The 17,618-nt window shown below is 42.3% G+C and carries 17 protein-coding genes; 10 read left to right on the plus strand and 7 right to left on the minus strand.

Annotation, left to right across the window (positions count from 1 at the left end):
• Window positions 1-42 precede the first annotated feature (42 nt).
• The 4 genes from FRE64_RS00460 to dnaB all read left to right on the plus strand — a co-directional run bounded on the left by FRE64_RS00460 (window position 43) and on the right by dnaB (window position 6,106).
• Window positions 43-1,830 (plus strand): polysaccharide biosynthesis protein, encoded by a 1,788-nt coding sequence (locus tag FRE64_RS00460; protein ID WP_246140358.1) that lies wholly within the window; start codon window positions 43-45, stop codon window positions 1,828-1,830.
• Window positions 1,831-1,915: 85 nt separating this feature from the next.
• Window positions 1,916-3,820, plus strand: coding sequence for a tRNA uridine-5-carboxymethylaminomethyl(34) synthesis enzyme MnmG (gene mnmG, locus FRE64_RS00465; protein ID WP_146294161.1), 1,905 nt, complete (start codon window positions 1,916-1,918; stop codon window positions 3,818-3,820).
• 89 nt (window positions 3,821-3,909) lie between these two features.
• Complete coding sequence (locus FRE64_RS00470) at window positions 3,910-4,671, plus strand: HEAT repeat domain-containing protein (protein WP_146294162.1); 762 nt, start codon at window positions 3,910-3,912, stop codon at window positions 4,669-4,671.
• A 97-nt stretch (window positions 4,672-4,768) separates the two neighbouring features.
• Window positions 4,769-6,106 carry a replicative DNA helicase gene (dnaB, locus tag FRE64_RS00475; protein WP_146294163.1) on the plus strand — a complete coding sequence of 446 codons (1,338 nt, stop codon included), beginning with the start codon at window positions 4,769-4,771 and terminating at the stop codon, window positions 6,104-6,106.
• A gap of 77 nt (window positions 6,107-6,183) precedes the next feature.
• On the opposite strand, the gene FRE64_RS00480 is transcribed toward dnaB, so the two are convergent.
• Complete coding sequence (locus FRE64_RS00480; protein WP_146294164.1) at window positions 6,184-6,846, minus strand: SDR family oxidoreductase; 663 nt, start codon at window positions 6,844-6,846, stop codon at window positions 6,184-6,186.
• A gap of 216 nt (window positions 6,847-7,062) precedes the next feature.
• Between FRE64_RS00480 and FRE64_RS00485 the strand changes: the two genes are divergently transcribed.
• Genes FRE64_RS00485 through FRE64_RS00505 form a run of 5 tightly spaced genes read left to right on the plus strand, consistent with a single transcriptional unit; the run spans window position 7,063 to window position 12,359 of the window.
• Window positions 7,063-8,343, plus strand: a complete 1,281-nt coding sequence (locus FRE64_RS00485; RefSeq protein ID WP_146294165.1) for an aminotransferase class I/II-fold pyridoxal phosphate-dependent enzyme — start codon at window positions 7,063-7,065, stop codon at window positions 8,341-8,343.
• A 35-nt stretch (window positions 8,344-8,378) separates the two neighbouring features.
• Window positions 8,379-9,509: a GNAT family N-acetyltransferase gene (locus FRE64_RS00490; RefSeq protein WP_146294166.1), complete on the plus strand. Its 1,131-nt coding sequence runs from the start codon at window positions 8,379-8,381 to the stop codon at window positions 9,507-9,509.
• Window positions 9,506-10,480, plus strand: coding sequence for an NAD-dependent epimerase/dehydratase family protein (locus FRE64_RS00495; RefSeq protein ID WP_146294167.1), 975 nt, complete (start codon window positions 9,506-9,508; stop codon window positions 10,478-10,480). Before FRE64_RS00490 ends, FRE64_RS00495 begins: the two co-directional genes overlap by 4 nt.
• A 2-nt stretch (window positions 10,481-10,482) precedes the next feature.
• Window positions 10,483-11,055 carry a hypothetical protein gene (locus tag FRE64_RS00500; RefSeq protein WP_186708895.1) on the plus strand — a complete coding sequence of 191 codons (573 nt, stop codon included), beginning with the start codon at window positions 10,483-10,485 and terminating at the stop codon, window positions 11,053-11,055.
• 38 nt (window positions 11,056-11,093) lie between these two features.
• A complete protein-coding gene (locus FRE64_RS00505) occupies window positions 11,094-12,359 on the plus strand; it encodes a polysaccharide biosynthesis/export family protein (protein ID WP_146294169.1) in 1,266 nt (421 codons plus the stop codon).
• Window positions 12,360-12,365: 6 nt separating this feature from the next.
• Here FRE64_RS00505 and zds read toward each other — a convergent pair whose 3' ends face one another.
• From zds to FRE64_RS00530, 5 genes are all read right to left on the minus strand, one after another.
• Window positions 12,366-13,820, minus strand: coding sequence for a 9,9'-di-cis-zeta-carotene desaturase (zds, locus tag FRE64_RS00510; RefSeq protein ID WP_146294170.1), 1,455 nt, complete (start codon window positions 13,818-13,820; stop codon window positions 12,366-12,368).
• Window positions 13,821-13,875: 55 nt separating this feature from the next.
• Entirely contained in the window at window positions 13,876-14,103 is a 228-nt protein-coding gene (gene gghA, locus FRE64_RS17790; protein ID WP_246140359.1) for a glucosylglycerol hydrolase, read from the minus strand.
• A 25-nt stretch (window positions 14,104-14,128) separates the two neighbouring features.
• Window positions 14,129-14,323 carry a glucosylglycerol hydrolase gene (gene gghA / locus FRE64_RS17795; RefSeq protein WP_146294172.1) on the minus strand — a complete coding sequence of 65 codons (195 nt, stop codon included), beginning with the start codon at window positions 14,321-14,323 and terminating at the stop codon, window positions 14,129-14,131.
• A 230-nt stretch (window positions 14,324-14,553) separates the two neighbouring features.
• Window positions 14,554-15,141, minus strand: a complete 588-nt coding sequence (locus FRE64_RS00525; protein ID WP_146294173.1) for a D-glycero-alpha-D-manno-heptose-1,7-bisphosphate 7-phosphatase — start codon at window positions 15,139-15,141, stop codon at window positions 14,554-14,556.
• Window positions 15,134-16,096: a glycosyltransferase family 9 protein gene (locus FRE64_RS00530; RefSeq protein ID WP_146297224.1), complete on the minus strand. Its 963-nt coding sequence runs from the start codon at window positions 16,094-16,096 to the stop codon at window positions 15,134-15,136. The genes FRE64_RS00525 and FRE64_RS00530 overlap by 8 nt, the downstream gene beginning before the upstream one ends.
• A 142-nt stretch (window positions 16,097-16,238) precedes the next feature.
• Here FRE64_RS00530 and FRE64_RS00535 point away from each other — a divergent pair, with 142 nt between their 5' ends.
• Window positions 16,239-16,841, plus strand: a complete 603-nt coding sequence (locus FRE64_RS00535) for a J domain-containing protein (RefSeq protein ID WP_146294174.1) — start codon at window positions 16,239-16,241, stop codon at window positions 16,839-16,841.
• Between the two features lie 7 nt (window positions 16,842-16,848).
• Here the strand turns inward: FRE64_RS00535 and FRE64_RS00540 are convergent, their stop codons facing one another.
• Window positions 16,849-17,595, minus strand: coding sequence for an MBL fold metallo-hydrolase (locus FRE64_RS00540; RefSeq protein WP_146294175.1), 747 nt, complete (start codon window positions 17,593-17,595; stop codon window positions 16,849-16,851).
• Window positions 17,596-17,618: the final 23 nt, after the last annotated feature.

Here is a 17,618-nt window from a genome sequence, read left to right on the forward strand (position 1 = left end):
TGGATCTTGGTCAGTACTGATTTGATCCTTCTTATTGTAAGTATGGCATTTGCTTTTGTGGCTCGCTTTGAAACCTTAGCTGTGGGGTCTCTATTCCTAGACTATCAACCAATTATTATAATCACCCTGTTAGTGAAGTTACTAGTATTTCTCGCCCTGGGAATGTATCGCCCGATTTTACGTTATTTAGGGTTAGATCTTTTGTATAAAGGAGTCCGCGCGATCGCGCTTAGTTATGCCATCATTATTGTAATTGGATTTTTTGCGCAATTAGAACAACTTCCCCGCACAGTTTTTATTATTGATGCCCTTTTAAGTCTTGTTTTAATGGTGGGAGTCCGATTAACCATCCGCTGGTGTCTCTATAACGCTAATTCGCCCCTCTTTGTGGGAGAAGTTCCCCCCAAGGCAATTATTTATGGTGCTGGTAACGCTGGAACCGAATTGGCTCAAGCATTGTGCAACCAGAAAACTTATTCCATTGTTGCCTTTGTCGATGACAACCCCGAACTGCAAAAGCAGCAAATTAATGGTCTTACCGTTTACCCGTCTACTAGATTACCCAAATTAGTTAGAAATCATAAAGTTAAAACCATTTTGCTTGCCATGCCCTCTGTAGAAGGTGAAGTGAAGCAAACCATCCTTAATAATTTAAAACAAATTCCTGTAACAGTTAAAACCGTACCTGGACTAGGAGAACTAATCAATGGCAATGTTCCCCTTAGTCAACTCCGACAGATTGACGTTACTGACTTACTAGGGCGACAAGAAGTTCCCCCAATTTTAGAGTTACTCAGCACTAATATTACAGGAAAAGCTGTTCTGGTAACGGGGGCAGGTGGTTCAATTGGTTCAGAGCTTTGTCGCCAAATTATTCAACAAAACCCGCGCGTATTAGTCCTTTATGAGCGTAATGAAGATGCCCTGTATAACATTGATCAAGAATTGGAGGAAATAATTTCTCATCTGAGGTGTGTTCCTTGTCTAGGCTCAGTCACCGACGAAAACCATTTTCGGAATATTATCCAAGATTATGCCATTGAAACCATTTATCATGCGGCCGCTTATAAGCACGTTCCCTTAGTGCAATATAATCCGACTCAGGGAATTATCAACAATGTTTATGGAACACTGGTAACTGCTAGAACAGCGAAAGAATGCGGGGTTAAAAATTATGTCTTAATTTCTACTGATAAAGCAGTTCGGCCCACTAATATTATGGGAGCAACCAAGCGTATCGGGGAATTAATCGTACAAGCCTTTGCTCAAAATAATCCTGAGGAAACTACCTTCGTGATGGTTCGGTTTGGGAATGTTCTCGATAGTAATGGTTCAGTTGTTCCTAGATTCCGTAAACAAATTGCTGAACGTAAACCAATTACAGTGACTCATCGCGATATTACTCGCTATTTTATGTCTATCCCCGAAGCAGCAAGGTTAGTGATTCAAGCAGGTGCTTTAGGAAAAGGAGGAGAAGTGTTCTTATTAGATATGGGTAAACCGATCAAAATTTATGATTTAGCCTTACAAATGATTAAATTGAGTGGCTTAGAAGTAGGTAAAGATATTGAGCTAAGAATTACAGGGTTACGTCCAGGGGAAAAGCTCTATGAAGAACTACTAATTGATACCAATACTTCCATTCCCACCAGTCACCCCAAAATTTATGCAGCTAAAGAACAAATGATTAGCTGGTCTCACTTAGAAATACCTCTCTTTTCCCTTTTAGACGCAGCGCGAAAAGGTGATCAAGAAAAAATGATGAATCTACTATCTGTACTTGTTCCTGAGTTTCAGGGACAAACAGAAAAGGCAAAAGTTAAAAGTTAGAGAGTTAAGAAAGCAATAATTGACGCTAAAGAAACAAAAAACGACAATAGAATAGAGTAGCCCCTAGCAAAGGATCAAGACGCTAATGACTTCTTCTGTGCAGTTCCAAGACGAATTTGATGTTGTCGTCGTTGGTGGCGGACATTCTGGCTGTGAAGCCGCCCTTGCCGCCGCCCGTCTCGGGTGTCGAACCCTAATGTTAACCCTAAACCTTGATCGCATTGCTTGGCAACCCTGTAACCCAGCAGTTGGCGCACCGGCTAAATCCCAACTCGCCCACGAAGTAGATGCCCTCGGCGGTGAAATTGGGAAAATGGCAGATCGAACCTACCTGCAAAAACGAGTCCTCAACGCTTCACGGGGCCCAGCAGTTTGGGCATTACGGGCGCAAACTGATAAGCGCGAATATTCTCGGGTGATGCGCCAAATTGTAGAAAATCAAGAAAACTTAACCCTGCGCGAGGGCATGGTTACTGACTTGGTTTTAGGGAACAATCAAGAAGTGCTTGGAGTAGAAACCTACTTTGGCACTGCCTTCAAGTGTTACTCAGTTATTTTAACCACAGGAACTTTTTTAGGGGGCTGTATCTGGGTTGGCAATAAATCCATGCCTGCTGGACGTGCAGGAGAATTTGCAGCCGTAGGGTTAACAGAAACCTTAAACCAATTGGGCTTTGAAACGGGACGACTAAAAACAGGAACCCCAGCGCGAGTAGATAAGCGTTCAGTAGATTATGGTCAAATGGAAGCCCAACCTGGAGATGAAGAAGTCCGTTGGTTTAGTTTTGATCCAGAAGTCTGGGTAGAACGGGAACAAATGTGCTGTTACCTTACTCGCACTACCCCAGAAACTCATCAAATTATTCGTGATAATTTACACTTATCTCCCGTCTATGGGGGTTGGGTAGAAGCTAAAGGCCCCCGTTATTGTCCCAGTATTGAAGATAAAATTGTTCGTTTCGCTGATAAAAACAGTCATCAGATTTTTATTGAACCAGAAGGACGAGATATTCCCGAATTATATATTCAAGGCTTCTCCACGGGACTTCCTGAAAATTTACAATTAGCCATGTTACACACCCTGCCAGGGTTAGAAAATTGTAAGATGTTACGCCCAGCTTATGCGGTGGAATATGACTATTTACCTGCTACCCAATGTTATCCCACATTAATGACCAAGAAAATTGAAGGCTTATTCTGTGCAGGACAAATTAATGGTACAACTGGTTACGAAGAAGCCGCCGCCCAAGGACTCCTAGCAGGAATTAATGCGGTACGTTTTGCCCGTGGGGAGGAAATGGTGGTACTTCCCCGAGAAGGAAGTTATATCGGGACATTAATTGATGATCTGTGTACAAAAGACCTCAGAGAACCCTATCGAATGTTAACCAGTCGCTCTGAATATCGCTTAATTTTACGCTCTGATAATGCAGATCAGCGTTTAACCCCCTTAGGACGAGAAATTGGCTTAATTGATGACCGTCGTTGGGAGTCCTATCAACAAAAACAAGCGAACATTACTGCGGAAAAAGAACGGTTACACGCAACGCGAATTAAAGCTCATGATGATATTGGCAAGCAAATTGTTGCCGATACAGGACAAAAAATTAAAAGTTCCGTTACTTTAGCTGATTTATTACGTCGCCCTGGGTTTCATTATCCTAATTTAGAAGAGTATGGATTAGGTGACGCTAAACTCCATCGTGTGGAAAAACAAGGCGCAGAAATTGATATTAAATATTCTGGATATATTCAACGGCAACAGAATCAAATTGATCAGGTAACTAAGCAAAGTAATCGTCCTTTACCGAGCGATTTGGACTATATGAAAATTGATACTTTGTCAATGGAAGCCCGAGAAAAATTATCAAAAGTTAAACCATTAACCATTGGTCAAGCCTCTCGAATTGGGGGCGTTAATCCAGCCGATATTAATGCTTTGTTGGTACATTTAGAGTTAAAAAATCGTAAATTAGTTGAGCATTCTTGATATGCCAAATTCCTCTCAATCCAGTAAAGAAAAAAATACCACGTAAGCAAGGTTGCAGTTGTCTGATAACTATGATAGTTTAACTAATTATGCAAGATGACGAAGACCTCACCCTACTAGATACAGACGCTGATTTCTCAGAAGAGAGTCCTCTAGATCAGATGGAATCGGTAGAAGATGAATCTGCCTCTGCTTTTGATCCTGAGGAAATGTTGCAGTTACTAGAATCAGAGGAAGCCCCCCAACGGATGTTAGCAGCCCGTGCTTTTTGTGAGTTACAAGACGATCGCGCTGTTCCTGCTTTAATTCGTCTCTTAGGGGATGTTTGTCCGCTAGTGCGAGTAAGTGTTGCCTATGCTTTAGGACGTAACCCTCACCCAGATGCTGTTGATCCCTTGATCCAACAATTAGCTACAGATTGGAATGGTTATGTGCGTAAGGGATTGGTTTGGGCGTTAGGAAATAGTCGCGATCGCCGTTCAATTTCTCCCCTACTAAAAGCCCTTGCAACGGATATTTCAGCCGTTCGTCTTTGGGCAGCCAGTGCCTTAACGCACGTGGGAAAACTCAACTACGAGGATATTATTCCAGCCATTCCGCCTATTATTGCCGGGTTGAGACAGGATAGTATTCCTGCTGTTCGTAGTAATTGTGCTTGGACATTAGGGCAATTATGTTCGGAGTTACCTTCTAATGTGGTTTATGCAACAGCAGTGGATGCTTTAATTGAAAGTTATGTGGAAGATGAAGATTTTGGGGTAAAAGAAGATGCTAAAGGTTCTCTTTTGAAATTAGGGGATCCTCGTGGGTTACAGATGATTGAGGAATTAGAAGAAGAGGGAATTATTTAAAAGTTAGGAAAGTGAAAAAAACTCTCAAACTTGATTGCATAAAAGTAGCGGTTAATCCCTCATCCACTACCAATTTATTAAGAATTTGAATTAGATAATGTCTGAGTTTATTGGGATTAATGATCAATCACTACCGCCTCAAAATGTAGAAGCGGAAGAGTGTATTTTGGGAGGCATTTTATTAGATCCAGAGGCGATCGCGCGGGTAGAAGAAATCCTCTATCCAGAAGCCTTTTATGTGCAAGCGCATCAGATTATTTATAAAGCCGCGATCGCGGTAAATCATCAAAAACAGCCTACAGATTTAATGAACATTGCCACTTGGTTAGAAGATAACCAACTACTGGAAAAAGTGGGAGGAAGACCTAAATTAGCGCAATTAGCAGATCGCACGGTTTCTGCTGTTAATATTGATGGCTATGCCCAATTAGTTTTAGATAAATATCTCCGCCGCCAACTGATTGAGGCTGGATATAAAATTATCCAACTAGGATTTGATACCAGTGAAACCTTAAATCAAGTTTTAGATCACGCTGAACAAAACATTTTCCAACTGACTCAAGATCGACCTCAATCAGGGTTAGTTTCCTTACAAGAAACCCTGCTGGAAACTTATGACGAAATTGAAGGTCGTTATAACCAAGATAAACTGCCAGGCTTACAAACAGGGTTCTATGACTTAGATAGCATGACCAGTGGGTTACAACCTTCTGATTTGATTATTCTTGCTGGGCGACCTTCTATGGGCAAAACTGCTTTTGGCTTAAATATGGCAAGGAATTTAGCTGGAAAGTATAACTTACCCGTTGCCATTTTTAGCCTTGAAATGTCGAAAGAACAATTAAGCCAGCGGTTACTTGCCAGTGAAGCACAAGTAGAAAGTAATCGCCTTAGATCAGGACGGTTGACACAACAGGATTATCAAAAACTTAGTCGCGCGATCGGCACACTTTCTGAAGTCCCCATTTATATTGATGATACTGCAACTTTAACCGTTATGGAAATGCGATCGCAGGCGAGACGATTGCAAGCTGAACGAGGACAACTGGGGTTAATTCTCCTCGACTACTTACAACTTATGGAAGGGGGTGGCGATAACCGTGTCCAGGAATTATCACGGATTACTCGTAGCCTTAAAACCCTAGCCCGGGAAGTTAAAGCCCCTGTAATTGCCCTATCTCAACTTAGTCGTGGCGTAGAACAGCGCACCAACAAGCGCCCCATGTTATCTGATTTGAGAGAAAGCGGCAGTATCGAACAGGATGCAGACTTAGTGGTCATGTTGTATCGTGATGCTTATTATAATCCAGATAGCCCCGATCGCGATTTAGCCGAAGTTATCATTACCAAACACCGTAATGGCCCCACAGGAACAGTTAAACTTCTCTTTAATGCTGAATTAACTGAATTTCGCAATCTTGCCAAATCAGAATAATATAAACCTTTTAGCATGCTCAGTTCCATTTCATATTAGCTTTGCGTAGAGGCAAAAATCCCCCTACGCAAGTTAATTTACCAAGGTAAAACTTCCCCTTTCACCCCATGCCAAAACGTACCAGAATTATCCAAATTCAGTTCTTCAATGCGCTGAATTAAACCTTGGACAGATTCTTGGGTGGTAATGCCAGAAAAATCAGTCATACGAGTTTGTACCATTCCTGGATGGAGAATCCCCACAGCAATGCCACGAGGTTTTAAATCTTCAGCGAGAGACTTTCCAGCCATGCTTAACGCCGTTTTGGACATCCGATAGCCATAGTAGCCCCCTGAAGTATTATCTTCAATTGAGCCCATACGACTGGTCATTAAAACAATTTTTCCGCCTTTCGGAATTAAAGGTAAGAGGGCTTTCGTTACTCGTAACGGGGCAACTGCATTGACGCGAAATTGTCGTTCAAGACTCTCAAAATCTAAATTTTCAAGGGAATTGGCTTCAATAATCCCAGCATTATTAATTAAAACATCAATGGTCGTTCCTTGCAGTCGTTTGACTAACTCAGCCACTGAGTCATCAGAGGTAACATCAATGCCAGACTCCACAGGAACCCCAAGGGCTTTTAACTCTTCACTGGGTTCACGACAAACGGCAATCACCGTCTCTCCCTTTGCTTGTAGTTGTTTACAGTATTCTAAGCCAATACCCCGATTGGTTCCTGTAATTAGATAATTTGCCATTACTTTCGTCCTTTATTTAACATAACAGTAGCAATTAAAACCATAATTGAGAAATAGGAAAACTATCATCAGAGAGAATATTCAGAAACTCATGGAGATGATAAGAGTTACACTGCTACAATCTGGCATAGGATAACCCCTTCTACAATAAATAATCGGCTAAAATCGACTCAATGTGTAGTCACTATTTTCAACCAAGGAGAGAGGAGTGAACTCGTGCAAACTGTTAAAGAATATGTCAAGCGCTGGTACGAGAGTGGACTAGCGCCAGATGAATACATCTGCCATCGTAAGGAAGGTAACCTAGTCGATATCGAACATGCCGACACGGGGAAACGGCAAACGGTTCTTACCTTCTGTACGAATGATGTCTTAGGATTAGTACAAAGCCCAGCAGTTAAAGAAGCTGCGATCAATGCCATCCACCATTATGGAACGTCTAATAGTTCCTGTTCCGTGCTCAGTGGACGCATTGACTTACATCGGCAACTTGAAGACGAAATTTCCGCCTTTAAGGGGCTACCCCATACGCAGTTATTTCTTAATGCTTGGATGGCAACCCAAGCCCTAGCTGATGCGTTTTGTCATCTTGCCATTCCCGTCCCTGGGTTTGAGCATACTAAAGAAACGTTAATTCTGACTGATGTTCTCAATCACGGCTGTATTGTGTCAGCAGTGGTAAATGCGGATACGCGATCGGGAAAAGTGTTTGGTCACAGCCCAAAAGTTAGGGTTAAGGCTTACCGCCACTGTGATACTAAAGATTTAGCGCGGAAACTCAAGCGTTATGCTCGTCCCGATGATCGCATTTTAGTGGTCACCGATACTGTCTTTTCTATGGATGGGGATATTGCCCCCTTACCAGAGATGATTGAGGTACTATCAGACTATGAAGGCAGTGTTTTATTTTTAGATGAAGCCCATGCTAGTGGCTCAATTGGCGCAACTGGACATGGCATTTTTGAGCATTTTCAGCTTACCCCACAATATGCCATTGAACGAGGCGTTGTGCCTTTAGTGATGACCACCTTCTCTAAATTTGCCGCTTCTGCTGGAGCAGCCATTAGTTCCCATGTGGAAGAATTAAAGCCTTTATTAAATGTCTCTCCCACCTCCATTGGGACAATTTCTCTTCCTCCTCCCACAACGGCGGCGGCTTTAGAGAGTATTCGTCAAGTTCGCAATCATCCAGAATTAGTGCGAAAATTACAGGAGAATACTGCCTATCTCCGATCGCGCTTACAAGAGGCTGGCTTTGACGCAATTGGGGAAACCAATGTCATTCCAGTTCTCCTACCCCCTGAAATTAACCCCAAAGAATTTGGACGGGTGATGTTAGAAAATCACGGAATTTGGATTTCTCCCATTTGGTTTGTCGCCAAACCCCGAATGCGAATTACGGCGAATGCTTTACATACCAAAGCAGAAATTGATCAGTTAGTAGAGGCGATGGTTCAAACTCGGGAGTTAGTCTATCAACCCGTCATTAGTGCTTAGGATGTAAACTACTATTCCCCAGGCTCAAGATTGACATGGTTATTAATTCTCAAACCTCAGCGACCATTGAAGTTGTCCCCAACCCTAGCCAAAGCGAACAATTTTTAAATGTTCCGTGGCGCGTTTATAAAGACGATCCCAATTGGGTTCCCCCCTTAAAAAGTGAAGTCGCTGACCAACTTTCTCCAGACAATGCGTTTTTTAATTATGGGAAAACGCAACAATTTCTAGCAATTAACTCGGATAAGGAAGCAGTGGGGCGGATTGTCGCTGCGGTTGATCAACGTCTAATTGACAAAGAAGGTCAAAATGTTGGCTTATTTGGCTTTTTTGAGTGCATTGAAGACCAAAACATTGCTTTTGCTTTATTTGACGCAGCTGCCAATTGGTTACGAGAACAAGGTATGACCCTTATGCGGGGCCCCATTGATTTAACTACTCATAATGGTTGCTTATGGCTTGTAGATGGCTTTCATTCGCCACCACAGATTATGATCCCCTATAATCCTCCCTATTACGAGTCATTCTTTCTGGCTTGGGGGGGAGAAGCGGTGAAGGAAGCCTATGCTTATGAGTTGCCCCTTCAAGACCAATTAGATGAGAAATTTGCGAAAGCCCATCGCATTGCGACACGCTCAGGGATTACATTCCGCCCTTTAAACACCAAGGGGGAGGCTTTTGAACAAGAGGTTAACAGTCTTTATGAACTCTTTGACCGCTGTTTTGAGGATAGTTGGAGTTCTACTCCACGCACTAAAGAAGAGTTTATGAAACAGGCACGTTCGTTACAAAGTTTAGTTGACCCTGATATCTTTCCCATTGCTGAACACAATGGCGAAATGGTGGGCTTTTTCATGGCTCTCCCTGATTATAATATTGCTTTGAAAAAAGTCAATGGCAAGTTAAATTGGTGGGGAATTCTGAAGTTTCTCTGGTACCGTCGCCAAATTAAACAGGGTCGTGTTTTGGTGATTTGTTGCTTACCAGAATATCGGCGAAAAATGATTCCTTTGGCTCTCATTTATAAGGCTTTTGAAAATCGTAAGTTTTATGAAAAAGCAGAGTTATCTTGGGTTTACGCAGATAATCTGCCGTCTCGTCGTCTAATTGAAGAAACTGGGGCAACGATTGAAAAAACTTATCGTATGTATGAAAAACAACTATGAAAGCATTAGTTACAGGGGCAAATGGGTTTACTGGCTCTCATTTAGTGCGAGGGTTAGAAGCAAGGGGAGATCAAGTTGTTGGTTTGGTGCGCCCGACTAGTGACCTCTCAAAATTAACAGGCTGTCAAGTGGAGTTAGTAAAGGGGGATATTACTGACTACAACTCCCTTGAAAAAGCCATGTCTGGGGTAGATGTGGTCTTTCATACCGCGGCTTATGTGGAATTAGGGCTAGTGGATGCTCAAGCCATGTCAAAAGTTAACATTGAGGGAACCCAAGCTGTGATGGAAACGGCGAAAAAACTTGGGGTGTCGAAGGTGGTTTATTGTAGCACTATTGGCATTTTTGGGGATACGCAAGGGCGAGTTGTGGATGAAACCTTTACTCGGGAACAAGAGGGCTTTTCCTCCGCTTATGACTGGACAAAGTACGAAGCCCAACGAATTGTGGATGAAATGGCACAAGCAGGGCTACCAGTAGTAAGTGTTTTACCAGTTGGGATTTTTGGAGAAGGGGATCCACACTTTGGTCAAATTGTCAAGCTATTTACTGATGGCAAATTAAAGTTTTGGCCAGGGCGCGATCGCGTCACAGGAATTGTTCATGTGGATGACTTAGTCAGTGCCATGATTAAAGCCGCAGAAATTGGGCAAAATGGGGAACATTACATCATCTCCGCCGGAGAATTGAGCATTGGGGAAATGTTTGATTTCATTAGTGAAAAAACAGGTGTTCCCACACCCAAAGAAGCGCCGCCGTGGCTCATTCGGCTAATCGGTAATATTTTAACTCCCATAGGACAATTATTAAACTGGCAACCTCCTCTAAGTCGAGAGCGGGTTCATTACATCTATGATCGCTGTGTCAGAGTTGACGCAACTAAAGCGAAAAAAGAACTGAACTGGGAACCTCGTTCGGTGCAATCGATTCTAGAGCAATTAGTAGGTCAGCAATTGCCCTCAAAATCCTAATCATGGAAATTGGCAAATACTTATCCTTAGAACACTTTTGTACTTGTACTAAAACTTATACTAAATATGCCGATCAAATTGATCCTTATCCCCAAAATCTAGACAGCATTGTTGCCATTCAGGCTCTAAATACTTATATTTTAGATCCAATTATTGATCATTTTGGTTATGATAACTTTCAATTAACTTATGGTTTTTGTTCCCCCGACTTAAAACGATTTCTTAATCAAAAAGACCCCAAAACAGGTGTTAAAAATGGTCGTATTGATCCCAGTCGTGATCAGCACATGGCTCATGAAATTAACCGTAACGGGAAATATTACTGTTCAAGATTAGGTGCAGCCTGCGATTTTTTGATTCTAACGGTTAAAAGTAACGAGGTAATTGACTGGATTATTAGTGTAAAATTACCCTTTGATTCCCTTTATTATTATGGTCAGACCGCAAGCGGTAGCGATCGACCAATTCATATTAGTTATAGTCGCCAACATAAAAAAGCACTTTGGGCATTTACTACTAAAGGAACACCAACCCGTAAAGGAACAGAAAAGTGGCAAAAAGCAATAAAAAATTAACGATTCTTTATATTTTGAATAGCGGACAATAAATAACAATGAGAGTTCAATATTTAGTTTCCAGCCTTGCGTTTGTGACAATTACCCTAACCTTTAACGGACAAGTACAGGGGCAAACTCCCTCAAATGGACTTCCCACTTTAGAAAATCAGTCTCCCGAAACTCAGCCTAATCAGCAACCGACACCAACTCAACCCAACCAACAACCGACGCAAACTCAGCCTAATCAGCAGCCTGCACCAACTCAACCTAACCAACAACTAACGCAAACTCAGCCCAACCAACAACCTGCACAAGTTTCGCCTTTAGAACAACCCAATCTTCTTCCTGAACAAAGAACGTCTCGCCCCGAAATTACTGATCCTTATTTACTCGGTCCTGGAGATACCATTCAATTGGATGTCTTTGAGGAAGAAGAATTCAGTGGGGAGCAAACAATTCTCGATGAAGGTTCAATTACCCTTCCTTTAGTAGGGGCAATTCCACTTGCAGGTTTAACCTTAGAAGAAGCCTCCGAGGTAATTACAGAAGAACTTTCTGACCTATTGAGACGACCCTTTGTCAATGTCCGCTTAACGAGGGCCCGTCCTGTACGTATTACGATTGTGGGAGAAGTAAAACGCCCCGGAACTTATGCGGTGTCTCCAGAAGATGCTGGAAGTGTTGTCCAAGGTCAAGTTTTAGGGGCAAGAACAGCAGGGACTCCTACTTTAAGTGATGTAATCAGTTTAGCAGGCGGAATTCGAGAAACAGCACAAATCCGAGATGTTGAAATTATTCGGCAACAAAGAGGAGGTGGAACCCGAACAATTAACATTGATTTATGGGAACTTCTCCAGTCTGGTGGTGGGGAAGGAAATGTTACTTTACGTCCTGATGATCGCATTGTAATTCCTGAGGCAGAAACCATTACTGCCAGCGAAAAGACGCAACTAGCACGATCAACATTTGCGCCTGATGAAATTACCGTCAATATTGTTGGTGAAGTAGAACGGCCAGGAAGAATTGAAGTGGGAGCAAATACTCCCTTAAATCAAGCGCTTTTAGCCGCAGGAGGATTTGACCAAGAACGGGCAAGACAAAGCGATGTCACCCTCATCCGTCTCAATGATGATGGAACAGTGAGTGAACGAGAAATTCCCGTTGATTTTTCAGAAGGAGTTGGTGATGACGTAAACCCTGTTCTTCGTGATCAGGATATTCTGGTGGTAGAACGGTCTGGCATCACTCGCACTTCAGAAAGGCTTGATACCTTTACTAATCCCATCAATAGTATCCTCAACTTGCTTAATATTTTCTTCTAGTACTGCTTATTTTGAGCCTTTTGTTGTTAGTGTTTCTTGAAGGATTGCTTGTGCTGCGCGTTCTCCCGAAATGGTAGCCCCTTCCATGCTATCAATATAATCCTGTTGAGTATAACTGCCAGCAAGAAAGAAGTTACTCACAGGAGTTTTTTGGTTGGGGCGATAAATATCCATACCAGGGGCTTCTCTATACAAAGACTGGGCAAGTTTGACAACACTGTACCAGGTCATGTTTAAGTCTCGGGAAGAAGGGAATAATTGATGAACTTGGGAAAGGACATGATGCGCGATCGCGCGATTATTTTCTTTAATAAAGGGATCCCCTGGAGTTAACACTAATTGTAATAATGATCCTTCTCCTTTTCGATAATAATCACCGGGGCTGGTGAGGGCAAGATCAGCAAAGCAGGAAAAATCAGCATCTGGGGTATAAAGTAAATTATCTAATCCGCTAGCTTGTTCTAACTGCTTCTGTTTCGACTCGTCTTGTAATTCCGTTACCCAGCCATCAAACCGTAATTGTACCGTTGCAACAGGAACTGCTTCCAGTTTATAGATATTATCAAAGGCTTCCCACTTGCGCCACTCTTCTGGGAGTAAACGTTTAATCCCGGGCACATCACAGGCAGCCACATAGGTATCAGCGGTAATCGTTTCGCTTTCTTCCCCTTTAGCAATAACTAACCCTGTAATATTGGTTTTCCCATTTTTCTCTTCATAAAGCACTTCTCGCACTCGGCGACGGGTATAAATTTTTGCCCCTCTTGCTTCGAGATAATCAATAATGGGCTGATGGAGATATTCTTGCGGTGATCCTTCCAGCATTCGTAACACAGAGGCTTCCGTCCGCGCCGCAAATAACTGGAAAATGGTTAACATACAGCGGGCAGAAATATTCTCAGTATCAATAAATCCGAGGGCGTAGGCGATAGGATTCCACATCCGTTTCAGACTGCCATCATTGCCGCCATGAGAACGAAACCAATCAGCAAAACTAATGTTATCCAAATTGCGGATTGTTTTCATTGCCCCTTCTAAATCAACTAAGCCTCTGACAATGGGACTCGTTCCTAAAGCTAGGGAGTTTGCCATTTTATCCACGGTAGAGAGTTGAGAGGTGGTAAAAAAGGCTTTTAAGCCATTAAAGGGCGCACCTGTGAGAAAGCGAAAATCCAGTTCTCCAATTTTCCCACCTTCATTGATAAAGGTGTGGGTATGTTGTTTGAGGCGTAAGTTTTCAATCGCGCCCACTTTCTCCATTAAGGCGAACAGATGATAATAGCAACCAAAAAAGACGTGCAAGCCCATTTCTATATGATTTCCCTCTTTATCCACCCAGCTACCCACCTTTCCGCCGACAAAGGGACGGGATTCATAAATTTCTACTTCCCATCCTGCATCAACTAAATTAACCGCCGTGGAGAGTCCTGCTAAACCTGCACCAACAATTGCCACTCGCATCCGAACTTATCATCCTTCTTGAACGTTTTTTAAATATTGTAAAGCAGGATCTCATTTATTGTTTCTTGGGTTTGAGTAAAACGCCTTGGGAATCTGATAGTTCAAAGGCGTGTAAATCCTCAATAGTCACTCCTGGTGACGCGATCGCGATTTCCCATTCCTCTAAATCTAGCTGTAACCAATCTCCCAAGGTCACAGTTAGCGGATCGCCCCCCATATTTACTACCATAGCAACTTGCATCGGGGAGTCTGTATCAGGTTCAGTTCTTAAACCATAAAACACAGTATGATTTTCATCACTAATACGATTAAACCGATCGCGCCCTGTTAAATTGCCTCATACAGTCCACGCACAAACTGCCGTAACTCTTCTTGCTTACCAAAGCCCATTTTTTTTTTTTCAAACGGGGAAACACTTCCTCATTGTGATTGTAATAGTCTGGTAAAACTTGCCAATCCAGAAAGCCTCCTGCTTCTTCCGCAACCACTTTTACCCGTTTCATATTTAATGGTTTCCGTTTCAGGATCCATCTTTAATGCGACATGGGGACTCCCGTTATACCCGTTAGGGTTTAACGGTGGGTAATTGAGTAACGTAACGGGTTCTTGTTTTTGCTTGGTGTTAGTAACCATAGTTTTTTCTTATTGCAATCAGTAGTTTTTACGATAGTTTAGATTGCACCGTTATTATCTGTTAATTAACAGTTCTAATGGGGGCTTCGATTTTCTCTGCTTAAAAGAGTTCATGGGTGAGAATCCATTGCACAGCCTCTAATAAATTTTCCGCAGTATATTCAGGAGCTGTCTCATGCTGATAAGAACCACTTAAGACAGCTTTGCCATAACCGGTTTGAACAAGAATCCCTTTAGCACCCGCATTATGAGCTAGGTCAATATCAGTCGCTTTATCTCCTACTACAAAACTTTGCTGCAAGTCTAGGTCATATTCCCAAGCGGCTGCCACTAACATTCCCGTATTAGGTTTGCGCCACGTACTCCAACAAGTAAATTGGGGATTGGTTCCTCCTGCTGCGGGACTGAGATAAGGGCAGTAATATAGCGCATTTAAAAAGGCTTTTTCTTCTTTATCGAGTAAATGTTGTAATCGCTCATGGAGGGCTTCCACATGATTAAGGGAATAATAGCCTCTAGCGGGTCCAGATTGATTAGAAATTAGACAACAAAAGAGGTTGTGGTCATTGAGAAGACGCACAGCTTTTGCTGCATTCGGGATAAGATGTAAGTCTTCGACCTGATGGAGATATCCTGCTTCTCGGTTTAATACTCCATCACGGTCAAGAAACACTGCTGGTTTAGCCACGCCAAATTTTTTCAAGGACGGAATTAACTTCAATATCAGCGATCGCGCCTGTAGAAGATTGTATCCCAACACAGGATTTATTATCAGGGGGTAATAATTTTTTCTGATCTGTGGGGCCAAATAAAGCGATGGTATAAGTTCCTACAGCGATCGCGAGATGCATCGGCGCACTATCGGTACACAACATCAGACTTCCCCCGGCAATCATGGCGGCTAATTTTCCAATATCAGGGGGACTAGTTACTTTTAAGTTGGGATTGACTTGTAATAGCTCCTCAACCCAACCTTCATCTTCTGGCCCCTTAATGAGAACAATGGGTAAATTGGGCTGTTTGCTTTGGATATCAGCAATAATTTCCTTCCATTTTTTTACAGGATAAATTTTATTCAGTCCTTTATCTTGGGCAAGTTTACTCGAACCACCGTGAATTACCACATAGTTTCCATCGGTTACTTCTAGGCGTTTTTGTTCGTTTTCCGCCCATTGAATATCACTTTTGGGAACATTGATTTCTAAGGGAGGACAAGGGGTATTAACGTTCAGCCCTTGTAATAAGTCGTGATACATTTCGGCGGCATATTGTTCCGTTTTCAGGGGAACTGTATTCGATAAAAACAAAGACCCTGCACTTTCATAACCAACTCGAATCGGAATCCCATTCAGCCAAAGTAAGAAGCCAACTGTCCAACGTTGACCTAAGGTAAGGGCGACTTCATATTCGCGATCGCGGATAATTCCTAACAAGTTGAGATAATCGGCTAAACTATTACGATTCTTGTAGTCAAACACTAAAACCTCATTCACATGAGAACAGACGCGATAGGCGGCTTTAGAGCGCGGTTCAACTAACACGTCTATTTTCGCTTGAGGATAGGCGTTTTTGAGGTCAACAAGAGTTGGAAAAAATAGGATTTGGTCCCCAATTCCACCGGGAACAAGAGCTAAAATTCGCATGGTGATGGCTAAATTGATCGGTTTCTGCAATCAGATCAATTTTAATGGCTTAACTGTCGATTCGCGCAAGTGATCTTCCTAGAGTTTCGGTTTAAACTCAGAATAATAAGGAATTGAGCAATAATTTTTGGCGAAAAACATCATGGAACTTAGAGAATACTACCGTTTGTTAGAACTTCCTCATAATGCTGGTGTAGAAGAAATTAAGGCTTCTTATCGACGCTTAGCAAGACGTTACCATCCTGATGTTAATCCAGATAACCGCGAACAAGCCCATAATAAGTTTATCCAAGTTACTGAGGCCTATAAGTATCTTCTAGAATATGCTTCTAAGCGTCAAGCTCCATCCCAAGACTTTCGTCAACCCCGCCGAGAAGAGCCCAAGGTTAGGGTCAAGAAACAACCGAAACCCAGTCAAGAACAGAAATCGTCCCCTCCCCCATCAGATCTGGATAAACAAGTCAAATGGGATTCTTATCAACAATTGCAAGAATTATTAAAACAAGGTAAATTTTCTCGGGCAACGACTTTAGTGGAAAGTTTGGCTAAGCGTTTTCCCCATGATGCAGAAGTACGACAATGGCAGGCGATCGCGTATCAACGACGAGGAAGACAATTAGTTAATGAAGGAAACTATGATCTAGCTAGAAAGTTTCTGAAGAAAGCCCTCAGCACTGATCCACAGAATCGGTCGCTTTGGTATGAAATTGACCGTGATTTTCAGCGTATTGAGCCATTATTGTAGAGACAAATTATAGGGCTATGGGTTGCCCTTGTTGAGGTTCAATGATTTCAGTATTCAGGTTAGCCTGTTTTAGGCGCGATCGCGCTTCTTCGGCACTCCCTACTGTTTTTAATAAAGATAATAAAATACCTTCATAGTGAATATCACCTCCTGCTGCTGTTGCTAAAATTGTCTTAGGTTGAATCCATTGTGCTAACTTAAAAACACTGTCCTTACCATTAATAATTGACCCAGCTACTGGTAATTCCAAGTTGACCACAGGATTAATCACTACATCCACAGGAGCATACTCTTTTAACTCTTCTGGTGGGTAACCATGAGGTTCATAATAAAGGCTTTTTTGAGAGGTTTTAAGCAAATAAGCATTCTCTTTTTCCAACCCAATCGGTGCACCCGGAAGTGCCTGAATTTTAATTTTTTCAGCAAGGGTATAGTGTTCATGATGAGCTAAACCAGTCACATTCATAAATCCCAATTCTGTAGCAACTTTCGCAGCATTGGGAGATCCCACCACGGGAATCTCCTTATCTAATGTTTTAAGCGTGGGTTTATGGGCGTGATCCTCTAACCCTTGGGATAGTAGGATTAAATCAATCCTTTCGGGCAAAACGGGAGAATTTTCTCCCCGACTGCCCTTAAATAACCAAGGTAAGTTCCCAAACACTAAGTTATCCACAAGCCAAGGATCAACCAGAATATTCTGATTTTCCCATTGCCAAAGCCAACTGTTTGAGCCCAAATAGGTTAACTGCATAATTGTCAAGTTTATTTTACATT

Origin of the sequence: Euhalothece natronophila Z-M001 (assembly GCF_007904085.1) — a bacterium.
Lineage (GTDB): Bacteria > Cyanobacteriota > Cyanobacteriia > Cyanobacteriales > Rubidibacteraceae > Halothece > Halothece natronophila.